The organism is Paenibacillus sp. NPDC056722 (assembly GCF_042790635.1).
GTDB lineage: Bacteria > Bacillota > Bacilli > Paenibacillales > Paenibacillaceae > Paenibacillus_AQ > Paenibacillus_AQ agri.
Genome location: NZ_JBHTYV010000004.1, coordinates 174,932 through 189,173, shown reverse-complemented (window position 1 = coordinate 189,173; position 14,242 = coordinate 174,932). Strand labels below are relative to the sequence as shown.

13 protein-coding genes are annotated in these 14,242 nt (G+C 44.3%); 11 read left to right on the top strand and 2 right to left on the bottom strand.

Annotation, left to right across the window (positions count from 1 at the left end; all coding sequences use genetic code 11):
- The first annotated feature begins 5 nt into the window (after positions 1 to 5).
- The 3 genes from ACFRAM_RS12285 (at position 6) to ACFRAM_RS12275 (ending at position 1,891) form a co-directional block, all read left to right on the top strand.
- Positions 6 to 374 carry a VOC family protein gene (locus ACFRAM_RS12285; protein ID WP_379466100.1) on the top strand — a complete coding sequence of 123 codons (369 nt, stop codon included), beginning with the start codon at positions 6 to 8 and terminating at the stop codon, positions 372 to 374.
- Between the two features lie 577 nt (positions 375 to 951).
- Positions 952 to 1,224: a hypothetical protein gene (locus tag ACFRAM_RS12280; protein ID WP_379466099.1), complete on the top strand. Its 273-nt coding sequence runs from the start codon at positions 952 to 954 to the stop codon at positions 1,222 to 1,224.
- A 46-nt stretch (positions 1,225 to 1,270) separates the two neighbouring features.
- Complete coding sequence (locus tag ACFRAM_RS12275; RefSeq protein WP_379466098.1) at positions 1,271 to 1,891, top strand: C39 family peptidase; 621 nt, start codon at positions 1,271 to 1,273, stop codon at positions 1,889 to 1,891.
- A gap of 50 nt (positions 1,892 to 1,941) precedes the next feature.
- Here ACFRAM_RS12275 and ACFRAM_RS12270 read toward each other — a convergent pair whose 3' ends face one another.
- Both ACFRAM_RS12270 and ACFRAM_RS12265 read right to left on the bottom strand, forming a co-directional pair.
- Positions 1,942 to 2,463, bottom strand: coding sequence for a dihydrofolate reductase family protein (locus ACFRAM_RS12270; protein ID WP_379466097.1), 522 nt, complete (start codon positions 2,461 to 2,463; stop codon positions 1,942 to 1,944).
- 92 nt (positions 2,464 to 2,555) lie between these two features.
- Complete coding sequence (locus tag ACFRAM_RS12265) at positions 2,556 to 3,581, bottom strand: LacI family DNA-binding transcriptional regulator (RefSeq protein ID WP_379466096.1); 1,026 nt, start codon at positions 3,579 to 3,581, stop codon at positions 2,556 to 2,558.
- A 349-nt stretch (positions 3,582 to 3,930) separates the two neighbouring features.
- On the opposite strand from ACFRAM_RS12265, the gene ACFRAM_RS12260 reads away from it, so the two are divergent.
- The 8 genes from ACFRAM_RS12260 (at position 3,931) to ACFRAM_RS12225 (ending at position 14,129) form a co-directional block, all read left to right on the top strand.
- Positions 3,931 to 4,983: a 2,3-butanediol dehydrogenase gene (locus ACFRAM_RS12260; RefSeq protein WP_379466095.1), complete on the top strand. Its 1,053-nt coding sequence runs from the start codon at positions 3,931 to 3,933 to the stop codon at positions 4,981 to 4,983.
- Positions 4,984 to 5,282: 299 nt separating this feature from the next.
- The gene (locus tag ACFRAM_RS12255) at positions 5,283 to 6,518 is read left to right on the top strand and encodes an MFS transporter (RefSeq protein WP_379466094.1); all 1,236 of its coding nucleotides are present in this window, start codon (positions 5,283 to 5,285) and stop codon (positions 6,516 to 6,518) included.
- A 215-nt stretch (positions 6,519 to 6,733) separates the two neighbouring features.
- A complete protein-coding gene (locus tag ACFRAM_RS12250) occupies positions 6,734 to 7,267 on the top strand; it encodes a CueP family metal-binding protein (RefSeq protein WP_379466093.1) in 534 nt (177 codons plus the stop codon).
- A gap of 290 nt (positions 7,268 to 7,557) precedes the next feature.
- Positions 7,558 to 9,783 (top strand): methyl-accepting chemotaxis protein, encoded by a 2,226-nt coding sequence (locus ACFRAM_RS12245; protein ID WP_379466092.1) that lies wholly within the window; start codon positions 7,558 to 7,560, stop codon positions 9,781 to 9,783.
- Positions 9,784 to 9,866: 83 nt separating this feature from the next.
- The gene (locus tag ACFRAM_RS12240; protein ID WP_379466091.1) at positions 9,867 to 10,541 is read left to right on the top strand and encodes a response regulator transcription factor; all 675 of its coding nucleotides are present in this window, start codon (positions 9,867 to 9,869) and stop codon (positions 10,539 to 10,541) included.
- Positions 10,538 to 11,905 (top strand): sensor histidine kinase, encoded by a 1,368-nt coding sequence (locus tag ACFRAM_RS12235; RefSeq protein WP_379466090.1) that lies wholly within the window; start codon positions 10,538 to 10,540, stop codon positions 11,903 to 11,905. Before ACFRAM_RS12240 ends, ACFRAM_RS12235 begins: the two co-directional genes overlap by 4 nt.
- Positions 11,906 to 12,133: 228 nt before the next feature.
- Positions 12,134 to 13,117 carry an alpha/beta fold hydrolase gene (locus ACFRAM_RS12230; protein WP_379466089.1) on the top strand — a complete coding sequence of 328 codons (984 nt, stop codon included), beginning with the start codon at positions 12,134 to 12,136 and terminating at the stop codon, positions 13,115 to 13,117.
- 31 nt (positions 13,118 to 13,148) lie between these two features.
- The gene (locus ACFRAM_RS12225; RefSeq protein ID WP_379466088.1) at positions 13,149 to 14,129 is read left to right on the top strand and encodes an alpha/beta fold hydrolase; all 981 of its coding nucleotides are present in this window, start codon (positions 13,149 to 13,151) and stop codon (positions 14,127 to 14,129) included.
- Positions 14,130 to 14,242: the final 113 nt, after the last annotated feature.

Genomic DNA, 14,242 nt, shown 5'->3' with positions numbered 1-14,242 from the left:
AAATCATGTTAACGTCATTAGAACATGTGCAGATTCCAGTCCGGCAGTTGGACCGGGCCATCCTGTGGTACACTGAAAACTTAGGGTTTCAATTGAGCAGCCGGGACGGGGAACGTATCGCGTTCCTGACCTTGCCGGAAGGGCCACTTCTGATGCTATGGCAGACCGAAGATGATTCAACATTTGCGCACTTTACAGTGGACGGGACAGATTTCCCCGTGTTGTTATATCGAACAACGAAGATTCATGAGCTGCATGAACATTTGGTAACACTCAATACCCGCATCCAGCTATATCAAAATGACGGTTTTGCCTGGGTACTCAAATTTTATGATCCAGAGGGAAATCTATGGGGTGCTTTACAGTATAATTAATAGATTATTAATACGGGGTGTTTGCGAGACAACGAGTGCACAAAAACAAAAAAAACGCCACACGAAGATTGAAACTTATGCCTGGGGCTGACGGACCCTATCGTCGTTATTTGCACAACAAGCAGCTTCTAGAACATGTAACGGACTCAGATGCCGCTATTTCCTCCAAAACAGTGGATTTCACACAGGATTTCTGCTCATAACGTCTCTGGAGTCCGTTATTTTCTGGAACGGTCGGTGGTTAGGAAATAACGTCTCTGGAGTCCGTTACCAGATGCAACAAGAAGCAATTAATACTGATTTCGAGATAGGTCCATTAATCAAGGGTTAAATGGATTTTCTCGAAACCACTACTTTCTCAACAGTCTGGCGCCACTCCTTCAGAGGAGTGGCGTTATTTGTATTGTTGCATCAGACTCATCCGCCAAATCCATGCTATTCTTCAAAAGTAGCAATGAGTAATATCGATTTACATAATGTTACATTTGTAATACGATATGATAATGTTCAGCCTATTGGTGCTTGTTTCTTTCAGAGAATAGCCAATAAGAGTTCTTTTACATGAGGGGGTTTGATAATGAAACGCTGGTCAAAGCGTGGAGTGTTGGCCCTGCTCTTGCTGCTGTTCTTAGGTTCAGCCTATCTTTACTGTCAAAATAATTGGCTACAAGAAACAACGTACACTGTCACTTCTGAGAAAATTCCAGCCGAGTTTGAAGGCTTTCGTATCATCCAGTTGTCTGATTTGCACAGCAAAATGCTCGTCAACCGCGGTCTGGGCAGTACCGAATTTGGCTGGCGGCTTAACAATCGTCCGGAAATCTCAGTAGTGACACTGCGTGCGAAGTAGGCTGGAGCACTTATCAAACTATAATTTATTTTGGAGGGCCAATCTAGTGAAAGCTAACGAGCGAAAAGAGATCATAAAAGTTACTTATCCTATTCCATTTTACACGCAGCTAGTTGATTTTAATGATGTTAATCTACAAGGATTCAAAAGTAAACAGGATGCTGAACACTGGCAAGTACGTGGTTGCGGGATTGCATCTATTAAAATGATCATCGACGGATTTCAGATTTATCGAGGTAATAAACTAAGTGAGACCTATGGGGAATTCGTATATAGGGGAGTAGAAATCGGAGCGCATTGTGAACGGGGATGGATACATAAAGGATTAGTTGAGCTTGCAAAAGAATATAACGTTTCGGGTCAGACATTTAGACAAAGCAATGTTAATGATGTGCTTTCTGAGATAGAAAAGAATAGGCCTTGTATTACATCCGTAACTGCCGGTTTTAATGGCGGAAAAATGGACAGTAACGGCGAGATCATCAAAGCGGGCGGTCATTTGATAGTTGTTGTCGGAGCTGTGAGAGAAAATGGGGAGCTGCACGGTTTTATTGTAAATCACCCATCATCTAGTACAGAGCTAAATTGGGAAAATCATTTTATACCCATTGATGATTTTAAAAGATCATTTTCTGGTGCCTTTATGTCATTTTGGATGAACGAATAATACGCAAGAACCGCCCAACCCGCAAAGGGAGAGGCGGTTTTTCGCATCCGCTATTTTACAACATAATGAAGCTCAACGAATTGCCCTAGTGATTTCGACCCTTTAAGCGTGAGTTTCTGTTCCGGGTTATCACCTTTGAAGAGTGGAATGCCACTGCCGAGCACAATGGGAGTGATGGTGACTATGAATTCATCTACGAGCTTGTCTTTCATAAGTACATCGAGCACCTCAGCTCCGCCAACGATCCAAATCTTGGCACCGTCCTGTTCTTTTAGCGTGCGCACGAAGCCGGCCACATCTTCATGAATGAAGGTGACATGCGGGCTAGGCGGTTGCTCGGAACGGGAGAATACGTAACATTTTTTATCAGCATAGGGGAATTCATCTGCTAACTCAAAGGTTTGATCATAGGTTTTTTTGCCAATCAGGACCGAATCAATGGTGTTATAAAAATCACTATATCCATTGTCGCCTTCCCCCTCGACATCATTGAGCCAATCCACTCCGCCATCTTCTCTCGCAATGTAACCGTCCAGTGAAGCTGCGATGTATAGTACAACTGGTCGTTTCATAAATTTCATTTCTCCCCTCAGACATTAGATTCAACTTAATCATAGCAGTGATATACGTCATCTTCTGTCATATTAAAAAGAGTGAAAGGAGATTAACTGGAAGTATAGTAATTCGCTGTTACGCTGGATTCCCTGACTATGATTCGTGGTTCAAATTCGACCCGCTCATATTCCGTCACGCTTGCGGATTGAATCCGCTTCAGCAGCAGTTCTGCTGCCAGCCGCCCCACTTCACTCCCCATAATAGAAACCGAGGTGATTTGCGGTGTGGTCACTGTCGCCCACAGGTTATTGTCGATCCCGGCAATGGCCACATCCTCAGGTACTCGAACACCCAACTCTTTGAACCGATTAACAATTCCGATAGCGATCATATCATTGACAGCATAAATCGCATCCGGCATGTGTTTAAGGCTGTAAAAATAATTCGCCGCCATTCTACCTGTCTCAAATGAAAAATCCTCACCAAAATAGACAAGAGAAGCATCCAACTGCGGTAAAGACTGTTCATAGGCAAAATAACGCTCTTCTATTTTGTCCTTCGGTGCGCCGGCGTAAGCAATCCTTGTTCTCCCGATCCCCTTCAAATGCTCCATGACCAGGCGACCTTCCTGACGAGATAGACCAACTACATCAGCCTTCAAGTCTGGACTGAGTTTTTTACTATAATTGATTACAGATATCGGCAGATTGGCATGATTAATTAGGCTCTCCAGCTGTTTAGGATAGGCCAGGGGCATAATGACTAATCCATCTACATGAAGCTTCTTAATCTCGCGCAGCGTCTCTAGCTCCAGTCTTGCATTACCAAGGGTATTAATCTGCACTACCCGGTACCCATGCTGCTTGGCAGCTTGTTCTACGGCCCACGCTATATCCGGAATGATTGCGTTGCGGATATCCGGAACAGCCAGTGCGATCTGAGAGGTCTGACGGATTTTGAGACTTTGGGCTGAGGTGTTCGGACTAAACCCCATCTCTTTAATAAGCTCAAGAATCCGTTCCTTCGTCGCGGCACTGATTCCTTCCTGATTGTTAAGTGCGCGGGAGACGGTGGCAATGCCTACGCCTGCTTTTTTCGCGACATCTGCGATCGTCACTTTTTTTGGATCAGTCATATTTATTCCTTCCAACTCGGAATCGTTTCCGAATCTATATTGATTATTTCATTTCTTATTTTTATTATAGCATAGCTGGCAGTACCGAGGATTATGACTTGTATACAGAAATTTCAATTACAGTATAAGACGAATAAAAGAAATTAACAAAAAGGCGACAACAGTGACCAGAAGTCCAAATATCGCCGCAATGACGATCGGGATTTACGTTCGGATATTTAGTTTGTCTTATATGGATAGGTTGACACTTTGAACAATTTGTGACATGATATTTATCGGAAACGTTTCCGGTTTTGTTAAGAATTTTACTTAACTCATTCATTAAACAAGTGTATAGGAGATGACTCACATGCAAGCGCTCAGATGGCATGGTGTGAAGGACTTACGCGTAGAAACGATTCGTGAGCCCGAGGTTCAGAAAGGTCAAGTTAAAATCAAAGTGGAAGCCTGCGGCATTTGCGGTAGTGATTTGCATGAATACGCGGCAGGGCCGATCTTCATCCCGGAAGGAGCGCCTCATCCGTTAACGAATGAACAAGCTCCAATCGTCATGGGACATGAGTTTTCGGGTCAGATTGTCGAAGTTGGAGAAGGGGTATCATCCTTACAGATCGGTGATCGGGTAGTGGTTGAGCCTATCTTTGCGTGCGGCAAATGTGCTGCCTGCAAACAGGGTAAATACAATCTGTGCGATAAAATGGGATTCCTCGGTCTGGCCGGTGGAGGTGGAGGTTTCTCTGAATACGTGGCTGTTGATGTAAATATGGTGCACAAGATTCCGAGTAGCTTATCCTATGAACAGGGCGCGCTAGTCGAACCTTCTGCTGTTGCGCTGTACGCTGTTCGTTCCAGTCAATTCAAAGTTGGAGATCGTGCAGCCGTATTTGGTACAGGACCAATCGGACTGCTTGTTATAGAGGCACTTAAGGCATCAGGCGCTTCCGAGATTTATGCTGTCGAGCTGTCGGAAGAACGCCGGAATAAGGCAGAGGAGCTTGGTGCCATAGGTATTAACCCTGCTGAGAAGGATGCTGTTCAGGAAATTATCAAGCTGACTAACGGTGGAGTAGATGTGGCTTATGAGGTTACAGGGGTTCCGGTCGTACTGACACAAGCGATTCAATCTACCGGTATCGGTGGACAAATTATGATTGTCAGTATCTTCGAACGGGAAGCATCCATTCATCCGAACCAGATCGTCATGCAGGAGAGAAACATTGCGGGCATTATCGGATACCGGGATGTATTCCCGGCGGTGATCAGCTTGATGGGCCAAGGCTATTTCCCAGCGGAAAAGCTGATTACCAAACGTATTGCGCTGGGTGATATTGTGGAGGAAGGTTTTGAGACCTTGTTAAAAGAGAAAAACCAAGTGAAAATCATGGTTTCTCCGAGACCTTAACGGAAAGTTATCCTATAACAAAACGCCGCCTTAGTGAGACTAAGGGCGGCGTTTTTGCGTGGGCAGCTCGTACTTTGAGAAACGTTGATCCGAAGTGGATGATCCGGGCCACCAATAATTTAAAGGAAAGAAATCTAAATGGATTTTAAATAATGAATATGAAACCACAGGCAGCCAGCCTCTAGTAGGGGTGGGCTGCATTTTTTATCAACACTTATTTGTTGACAAGGAAACAAAAGTGAAATAAGATATAAATGTTTCCGAGGAATCAAACTCACAACTCTTGAGGAGAGAATTACATGTTCAAATCTAGATCACACAATGAGCAGAATGCAGTACTAACCGTTGATAAACACGCTTTAATATTCGGTCTTATCTCTGTATTTCTTTGCGGGGTAGGCTTCAGTATCATAGCGCCTGTCGTTCCATTCTTAGTGCAACCTTATACTAGTAATCCGGGTCAACAAGCTATAGTTGTTACGTTGCTGACCTCTGCTTATGCATTTTGCGTGTTTTTTGCGGCCCCTGTACTTGGAGCTTTAAGCGATAGATATGGCCGCCGTCCATTACTTTTACTATGCCTATTGGGTTCCGCAATCGGGTACATCGTTTTTGGTATAGGAGGAGCTCTATGGGTGCTATTTGTCGGGCGCATCATAGAGGGGATAACAGGCGGGAGCATAAGCACAATCTTCGCCTATTTTGCAGACATCATTCCTCCGCAGCAGAGAACCAAATATTTTGGATGGGTAAGTGCGGTTGTAGGTGTAGGTACCGTCATTGGCCCAACGCTAGGCGGCTTTCTGGCCAAGTTTGGTTATTCTGTACCCATGTATTTTGGGGCAGTCATCACTTTATTGAATGTTGCTTATGGATTCTTTTTTATGCCTGAGAGCCTTGATAAGCGTAATAGACTGAAAAAGATAACCTTTGTAAGACTGAATCCATTTGCACAGCTTGCAAACCTGCTTTCCATGAAAAACTTAAACAGACTACTTATCTCAGCGTTTTTACTTTGGATCCCTAACGGATCTCTACAGGCAGTTTTTTCACAATTTTCAATGGATACATTCAGTTGGAAGCCTGCAATAATCGGTCTTATGTTCTCAATTATGGGCGTTCAAGACATCGTTTCACAAGGCCTGGTAATGCCGCAGCTTTTGAAGAAATTTAATGATAAACAGATAGCCATTCTTGGAATGGTTTCGGAGATTATAGGCTACTGTCTAATTGCAGCATCTGCCTTGTTCTCATTCTATCCTCTCTTTATCGTTGGAATGTTTATATTCGGATTTGGTGATTCGATCTTTGGGCCTTCGTTCAATGGGATGCTCTCCAAGTCTGTCGATTCTAGTGAGCAAGGAAGGGTTCAAGGAGGCAGCCAATCTATTCAGGCTTTAGCAAGAATGATTGGGCCGATCATTGGAGGTCAAATCTACGTGTTACTTGGTCATGCCGCACCTGCTTTTATGGGTATCATCCTAATAGCAGCAGCAATACCGGTTTTATATAAGAGAACGCAAGTAAGTGTGTAAACTACCTACTCTGATTGGTGTCTATGCTAAAAGTTCGCGTCTTCCGATGCGGACTTTTTTGATTGTACATCCGCTCCTGAAGGATAAGCCTTCTTCTGATGATGCCATATACTGAAGAAAATTATGATAATACGGTGTCTAAAGGGGTTTCAACCTGTCCATAAGCAGAGGATCTAGATTATAATGGTAAAAACAGACAAGGGGATGAATTCAAGATGAGATGGAAAACCTTGGCGGTCGCTGGTGTGGCTGTTATCGCATTGGGGACGTATCTATTTGCGAGTAATGCCGGGAACAAAAGTAATCATGAAACTGCAGATATTAAGCAAATGGTGCAAGAACTCAGCACGCGCAAAGTAACGGCGACGTCGGCATCAATCACTTCGAAGCAACTGATCGTAACAGGCGAAGACGCTAAGGAAGTAGCCTATGATCTGCCGGATAACGAATTCTTTCTATCGATTGCCCCCTACATAGAACAAACGCATCCTTGTGCGATCCATAGCTTGACCGGCTGCCAAGGTGAATTGACGGATCAAGAGTTCAATGTGACGATCAACGACTCAGAGGGGAATTCAGTGATTGAGAAGACTGCAATGAAATCCCAGTCTAACGGATTTATTGATCTGTGGCTGCCGCGTGATAAATCATACCATATCATAGTGGAGCGTAAGGGGAAGACTGCAGAGTCGGTAATTTCCACATTTGAGAACGATAATACTTGTGTTACAACGCTGCAATTAAGTTAAAGGCGATCATTTTAAAAGCGACATGAACTTTGCTTCATCGAGATAAGTTAATATCTTGCTCAGGACACATTGCGAATACTGCAATGTGTCTCTTTTTTATTCATATAGTTAAAAATATACAAAATTCACGTATGAATTATTACGTCATTATGTTACTATTGACTACACGAACGCATTAATTCATTAAAGCGGGAAATTTAAGCTTCCTTATTCTTTGTTTTACAAAAAAATAAAGAGTCAAAGTGATGAAAACTCACATTGGAAGCGGTGATTTAAGAGGAGGGGATGTCATGTTTAGTTGGCTGGGATGGAAAACAGGTTTACCGCTATGGTGGTCAAATCGGCTGAACCGGAACTTGGAGTCTGATATTGCCGATATCTTTGAAGGAATTGCAGAAACAAGGAAAGAGATATTACATAATTGGGCTGAATTGTATTGGGGTTACTTAAGCCGGTTGCATGAGCAGTTACGGATGCTTCAAGGAGAGTCTCGTTTTCCTGAGGGGCATGACTATTCGACATGGGAATCCTTATTTGTTGCTACGCGTGGCAGAGCGGCAGACTTTTCGGAGATTTTTGTACTGAGCAAAGAGGGCATGGTAATCTCGACCACCTTTCCCGCACATCGCGGAATGCAGTATGGAGAAGAGAGTGTAATTCGTAAGGGGTTGCAATATGCTTCCGAGGGTGTGGAGGGACAAAAATGCTTATTCGGGCCGTATGCTGATCCAGTTACCCTGCAAGCTGGACCAAGCACCTCATCCTTTTTTGATGAAATGACGTTATTATTTATTTTACCAATTGAAAGACAGGGGCAAATCGAAGGTTTCTTGTGTGGACGTGTGCCTAATGATGTGATTGGGGATCTGATTCAGCGGGAGTCGGGACATATTTATCCTGATTCAGGCGACCATTATCTTTTTATGGCTGGGCCACGCCTACAAACGGAGATTAAACCAGGTACTGCGTTATCCCGCAGCCGATTTGAGGACCGCACCTTCACACATGGCGAGAATCTGAAGGATGGCGTGACGACCCGCTGGGGTACGGTCAAGGTGGACAAGCATACGGAATTGGAGCTGGTGTTCACCGATCCCGCTTCAGGCGAGCTTCATCCCGGTGTGGCGAACACGATTGACAGCGGCAGCAATTTATTTGTTTCTTTTCCCGGATATTCGGATTACCGGCACATTCCTGTCATTGGCAAAGGGGTGACGCTTCAGCTTCCTCATTGCCCCGATGTATGGGGGATGATGTGCGAGGCTGACTTTGAGGAGGTCTACCGGACCCGCAGTCTTGGCTGGAATGTCACCAAAACGATGCTGCCACTATTGCTCGGTATGACTGTTCTGGTTGCAGTGATTGCTGGATTTTTGACAGGGAATACAGAAGTTGGTGCGCTGGGTAGTGCTTCAATAATTGGTGCAGCAGTGCTGGTATATGGGTTGATTAGCTGGCAGATTATTCTCCGAAGAAGCCTTCTTCCGGAAACGGGGCGCATACGACAGCTTAATCGCTTCATACGGCGTAGTACTGAAGGCAGCAGTGATCTAACGCAAAGAATCCCGCTGCAAGACTTTGGGAGAGACGAGCTGTTGGATACAGCCAAATGGATTAACAGTATGATTGACTCGCAGGAAGGAATTCTGGTGAAGGTCAAGCATGCGGCAGATGATGTGATGGTGAGCCAGCGGCAGCTGAGCACTTCAACTTCGGAGACAGAACAATCAACTGAACGTGTGAATGAACGGATTGAAATCATGGTGGAAAGCATCCTTCGTCAACTGCAGGATCTTGATGCTGTCAGCGATGCCGTAGGAGATATGCGCGTAACCCTGCAGGAGCTTGAACAACAGGCTGCGGATCAGATCCGGGTAGCCCGTCAAGAGGTGGAGAACATTGGAGACAAGATGGCTAACATCACCCAGCAGGTATCAGCGACGCATGAGACCATGGACTCTTTTGTAGGCACAACGCGCAGCATAGAGGATGTTCTGCAGATTATTGAGAGAATATCTTCACAGACGAATCTGCTCGCCTTGAATGCTTCGATTGAAGCGGCAAGAGTAGGAGAGCATGGAAGAGGGTTTGCAGTTGTGGCTTCGGAAATCCGTAAACTGGCGGAGACAACAGGTCAATCTGTAGCGGAGATCCAGGGGACCATAGGTCAAATCTATGCCGGTTCTGAGCGAGCGCAGCAATCCATGGCAGAGGTTACACAGGTCGTGGAGGAGGGCAGTGTCAGGGTTGCGGCAGCAACCGAACTGCTGATTCAGGCTAATGATCGGGAGGCTACCAAATCCGAGGTCGTTGAACGGGTAGTGCGACTGATGGAGGAGATCACGGCCGTCAGCATGGATAACCGGAATATTTCCGCCGAGGTTGAACAGAAGCTGGCAGCGCTTAGGAACGATTATGTACATGTACAGCAAAGCGCTCAATATGTAGAGGTTATCGGTGAATTTTTGCAACAACTCATTGGGCAGTTCAGGTTAAAGGAAATCAGAAGAAATTAGATGATGCAGGGATTGTAATTTAGGCAATGGCAACTGATTTATAGTATAGTGGTTAGGATGGACAACAAGAAAAGAGGGAACGAATGCCTACTATACTGGTTGCTGACGATGATGCGAACATTCGCGAACTTGTCTGTTTATTTCTTCGTAATGACGGATTTGAAACAGCCGAAGCGGCGGACGGTAAGGAGGCACTGAGTGTCTATGCGTCAATGCCTATCGATCTTGTCGTGCTTGATATTATGATGCCGATTATGGATGGTTGGGCGTTATGCAAGGAGCTTCGTAGAGCCAATCCTGACCTTCCGTTACTTATGCTAACTGCACGTGGTGAAACATGGGAGAAAGTGAAAGGCTTCGAGCTTGGGACGGATGATTATTTGACAAAACCCTTCGATCCGCTAGAGCTGACGGTTCGCGTCAGGTCATTGCTGAAACGATACCGGATTGGTTCCACACAGACGATCCAGTTCGGCGACGTCACCCTTGACCGGCAGACTTATAAGGTAATGAAAGGGTCGGAGACGCTTGCGTTGCCGCTCAAGGAGTTCGAATTGCTGTATAAGCTGGCTGGAACACCCGGACAAGTGTATACGCGCGAGCAGTTGATCGATCAAATCTGGGGTCTCGATTACACTGGCGATGATCGAACGATAGATGTACATATTAAACGCCTGCGTGAACGGTTTGCGAATACGCATGAGTTTCGGATCGAGACAGTGCGGGGTCTTGGCTATCGCCTTGAGGTGTATGAATGATCAGATCCATCTATACACGCGTTGTCCTGACATTTCTAGTCTCTGTGGTCGGAGGCTCACTCATTGCTTTGTTGGTGGCAACCTGGGTATTTAAAGGTGAAGTGAACGAAAACGCGCAGATCCCCTTGCGTAACTTCGCGCAGGATATCGTTCGGCTCTACAATACATTTCCGTTACATGAAGCCGACCTTTTTGTAAGTGGAATGAAGCAGCTCAATTCCTATCATATTCGAATTTACGATGACACAGGTCAGTTCAGGTCTTACGGAGCGCGAGAAGGACACAATCCTGTCCATGTGACAAGGGAACAAGTGAAAAAAGTGCTTAATGGAGAAGTGGTTCAACTAAGTTTTTTTGGTGCTACTACTAATCTATTAGGAATGCCATTGCAAACGGAAATAGGAACAAAAGCAATGTTTGTGGAGATGCTCACTCCCCCATCTATTTCTTTTAACAGAAAGCTGATATTGAATTTGTTGACCTATGCTTTGATCGCAGGTAGCCTACTGATTCTGGTTGCTGCCATGTTCCTGGTCAGACCAATCAAGAAGCTGACAAAAGCGACCAGGCGTGTAGCAACCGGAGATTTCAACGTGAAGCTGAAAATTAAGCAGACAGATGAGTTGGGTACCTTGGCTCGCAGCTTTGAAGATATGATGCATGATCTACAGCAGCTTGAGCAGATGCGCAGGGAGTTCGTAACGAACGTCTCGCACGAGGTACAATCGCCGCTCACCTCGATATCCGGCTATGCTATTGCACTCAAGCAAGTTGACATCCCAGAGAACGAGCGACGCCGGTATCTCGATATTATCATCGCTGAGGCTGCCCGAATGTCCAAAATGAGCGATAGCCTGCTAAAGCTGAGTGTGCTTGAATCACAGTCACAGCAACTGCGGCTGTCCACGTTCAGTCTGGATGAACAGATCAGACGGGTTATTGTGGCGATACAGCCCCAATGGTCGGCCCGCAACATCACCTTCGATCTTCAATTGAAGGTAGTGAACCTGTCGGGCGACTATGACCTGTTAAATCAGGTATGGACGAACATACTCGGTAATGGCATCAAATTCTCCGAGGATACCGGTGTTATTCATGTCAGCATTCAAACAGATAGCAATAACGTAACCGTCCGAATATCAGACCATGGTATTGGAATTCCACTGGAGGATCAGCAGCGTATATTCGAGCGATTTTTCAAGGCCGATCGTTCGCATAGCCGTAAGTATGACGGTAGCGGTATGGGGCTTGCCATCGTTAAACAGATCGTAACGCTTCATGATGGCGACATCCGGGTAGAAAGCGAACCTGGTCAAGGAACGACATTCATTGTAACTTTACCAATCACAACCTCAGAAGATTAGTCAGACTTATAGGGGGGACCAACGTATAGTCTAAATAGGTGGTCTCTAGATCCCTCATGCTACGGCATTATGTGCAAGCTTGCTTGCAGATGACGCTGTAGCATTTTTTTGTTTGTTCATGCTCCGTTCATAATGCCGTCACGGAGAGTACATTTTCCAAGTATAAAATCCTCTAAGCGGCAGTTTATGACAACGCGGTATAAGCATAACGAGAAGGAGAGAACGCAAATGGAAAATCCAGAAGGACAGAACGCGAAGGAAAGGTCGAAAACAAGAAAAATACTAGTCCTTCTACTTAAAATAATAGGAGCAGTAATTATAGCAATAATCCTTTTTCTTGCCATTGTTTTTACAGTTAATATTATTAGCAACAAATCGGAGCAAGGGAAAATTGTGCCCTATGGCCAGTTAGTTCCAGTAGATGGAAAACATATGAATGCTTTGATTCAAGGGGAAGGTGAAGAAACCGTCGTGCTGCTACCCGGGTTTGGGACCGCATCACCAGTTCTGGACTTTAAATCGCTAATCGAAGAGCTATCGCCTTTCTACAAAGTCGTTGTACTTGAGCCTTTCGGTTATGGATTAAGTGATCAAACTGAAAAGGAACGAAGCACAGCGAATATTGTAGGTGAAATTCATGAAGCTTTACAGCGTCTTCAAATTGACCGTTACATTCTAATGGGTCACTCCATTTCAGGCATTTACGGATTGGATTATGTGAACAAATATCCAAACGAAGTAAGCGCATTTGTCGGGCTTGATAGTAGTGTTCCATCTCTAAGCGAGAAGGAGATTAGCTCATCAACAATAAGTGTTTTAAAGCTACTCAAAAAATCAGGTGTGATCAGATTGAATAGCAAGCTAGTTGATGACCCTACTGCTGAACTTCCATTTGATGATGCTACAAAAGAACAATTAAGATTGTTTGCGAATAAAAACATGTATAATTCTACCACAATGAATGAAGCCGGAAGTATGTATTCTAATTTTAAGGCAGCTGAAGAATTGACCTTCCCTAAAGAGCTTCCGCTTATTTTCTTTGTACAAGCGCATCATCCGGCAACTGACAGATGGCTCCCGGAGCACGAAAAGCAAGTCAAAGATTCTGTACATGGAAAAGTGATGACATTTGACGGAGGACATTATTTACATCGTATTCATGCTAAAGATATCGTAGAAAACCTGAATGAATTTATGAAAGAAATAAAATAAGAGTTCATATTGTCATAACGGGAAAATTACAGTGAAACAAGGGGAGATAATGAAAATGAAGATGGGTCCGAAAATGAAAAAAGCGCTTAATATTTTTCTTAAAACAGTAGGCGTTATAGCAGTAGCAATTGTGCTTTTTCTAGTTGTTACATCTACAGTTAACGTTATTAGTACAAAGTCGGAGACTGCAAAAATACAATCCTATGGTCAGTTAGTGCCTGTAGACGGGAAAAAGATGAATGTAATGATTCAAGGAGATGGCGAGGAAACAGTTGTACTGCTGCCGGGTTACGGAACAGCATCGCCAGCGCTTGATTTCAAGCTGCTGATCGATGAGCTATCCTCACATTACAGAGTTGTAGCGGTTGAGCCTTTCGGTTATGGATTAAGTGATGGAACTAAAAAAGAGCGGACCACCGAGAACATTATTAGCGAAGTTCATGAAGCGTTGCAGCAGCTTAATATTGACCGCTATGTACTAGGAGGCCATTCTATTGCAGGTATTTACGGGATAGCTTATGTGAACAAGTATCCAAACGAAGTAACTGGATTTGTCGGGGTCGATACCAGTGTTCCAACACAAGCTGGAATGGATGCTAAATTGCCAATTAAAGGGTTCGCATTTCTTGAAAAAGCAGGTCTGGTAAGATTGATCAAGAAAGTAGGCAGTGATCCATATACTGGATTAGCATATGATGAGCAAACCAAAGAACAAATGAGATTGATTTCGAATAAAAACTCGAATAATTCCACTAACTTAGACGAAATGCAGCATATCGCTTCTAACTTTGAAGGAGCTAAGGGTTTAACATTCCCTAAAGAGCTGCCCCTAATCTTCTTTATCGATGCGAATAATACCGCTAACCAAGGCTGGCAACAGCTGCATGAAGATCAAATCAAAGACTCTGTACATGGAAAAGTAGTTCCATTGCCAGGAAGTCATTACTTGCACCATACGAAATATAAGGAAATCGCTGAAGGCTTTAAGGAATTCATGGAACAAGCGAAATAAGCGGAATGAATAGAATATACATCTAGTCAAAAGGGTTCGTGTCCGCACGAATCCTTTTTTGTATAGAATATGTTTATTTATACTATACCTTGATAGCAGATGGGGAATATTCC

Coding starts and splice junctions, on each gene's coding strand:
- ACFRAM_RS12230 (WP_379466089.1), top strand. CDS start 12,134: ATGGAAAATCCAGAAGGACAGAACGCGAAGGAAAGGTCGAAAACAAGA.
- ACFRAM_RS12235 (WP_379466090.1), top strand. CDS start 10,538: ATGATCAGATCCATCTATACACGCGTTGTCCTGACATTTCTAGTCTCT.
- ACFRAM_RS12240 (WP_379466091.1), top strand. CDS start 9,867: ATGCCTACTATACTGGTTGCTGACGATGATGCGAACATTCGCGAACTT.
- ACFRAM_RS12285 (WP_379466100.1), top strand. CDS start 6: ATGTTAACGTCATTAGAACATGTGCAGATTCCAGTCCGGCAGTTGGAC.
- ACFRAM_RS12265 (WP_379466096.1), bottom strand. CDS start 3,581: ATGACTGATCCAAAAAAAGTGACGATCGCAGATGTCGCGAAAAAAGCA.
- ACFRAM_RS12250 (WP_379466093.1), top strand. CDS start 6,734: ATGAGATGGAAAACCTTGGCGGTCGCTGGTGTGGCTGTTATCGCATTG.
- ACFRAM_RS12255 (WP_379466094.1), top strand. CDS start 5,283: ATGTTCAAATCTAGATCACACAATGAGCAGAATGCAGTACTAACCGTT.
- ACFRAM_RS12270 (WP_379466097.1), bottom strand. CDS start 2,463: ATGAAACGACCAGTTGTACTATACATCGCAGCTTCACTGGACGGTTAC.
- ACFRAM_RS12280 (WP_379466099.1), top strand. CDS start 952: ATGAAACGCTGGTCAAAGCGTGGAGTGTTGGCCCTGCTCTTGCTGCTG.
- ACFRAM_RS12245 (WP_379466092.1), top strand. CDS start 7,558: ATGTTTAGTTGGCTGGGATGGAAAACAGGTTTACCGCTATGGTGGTCA.
- ACFRAM_RS12260 (WP_379466095.1), top strand. CDS start 3,931: ATGCAAGCGCTCAGATGGCATGGTGTGAAGGACTTACGCGTAGAAACG.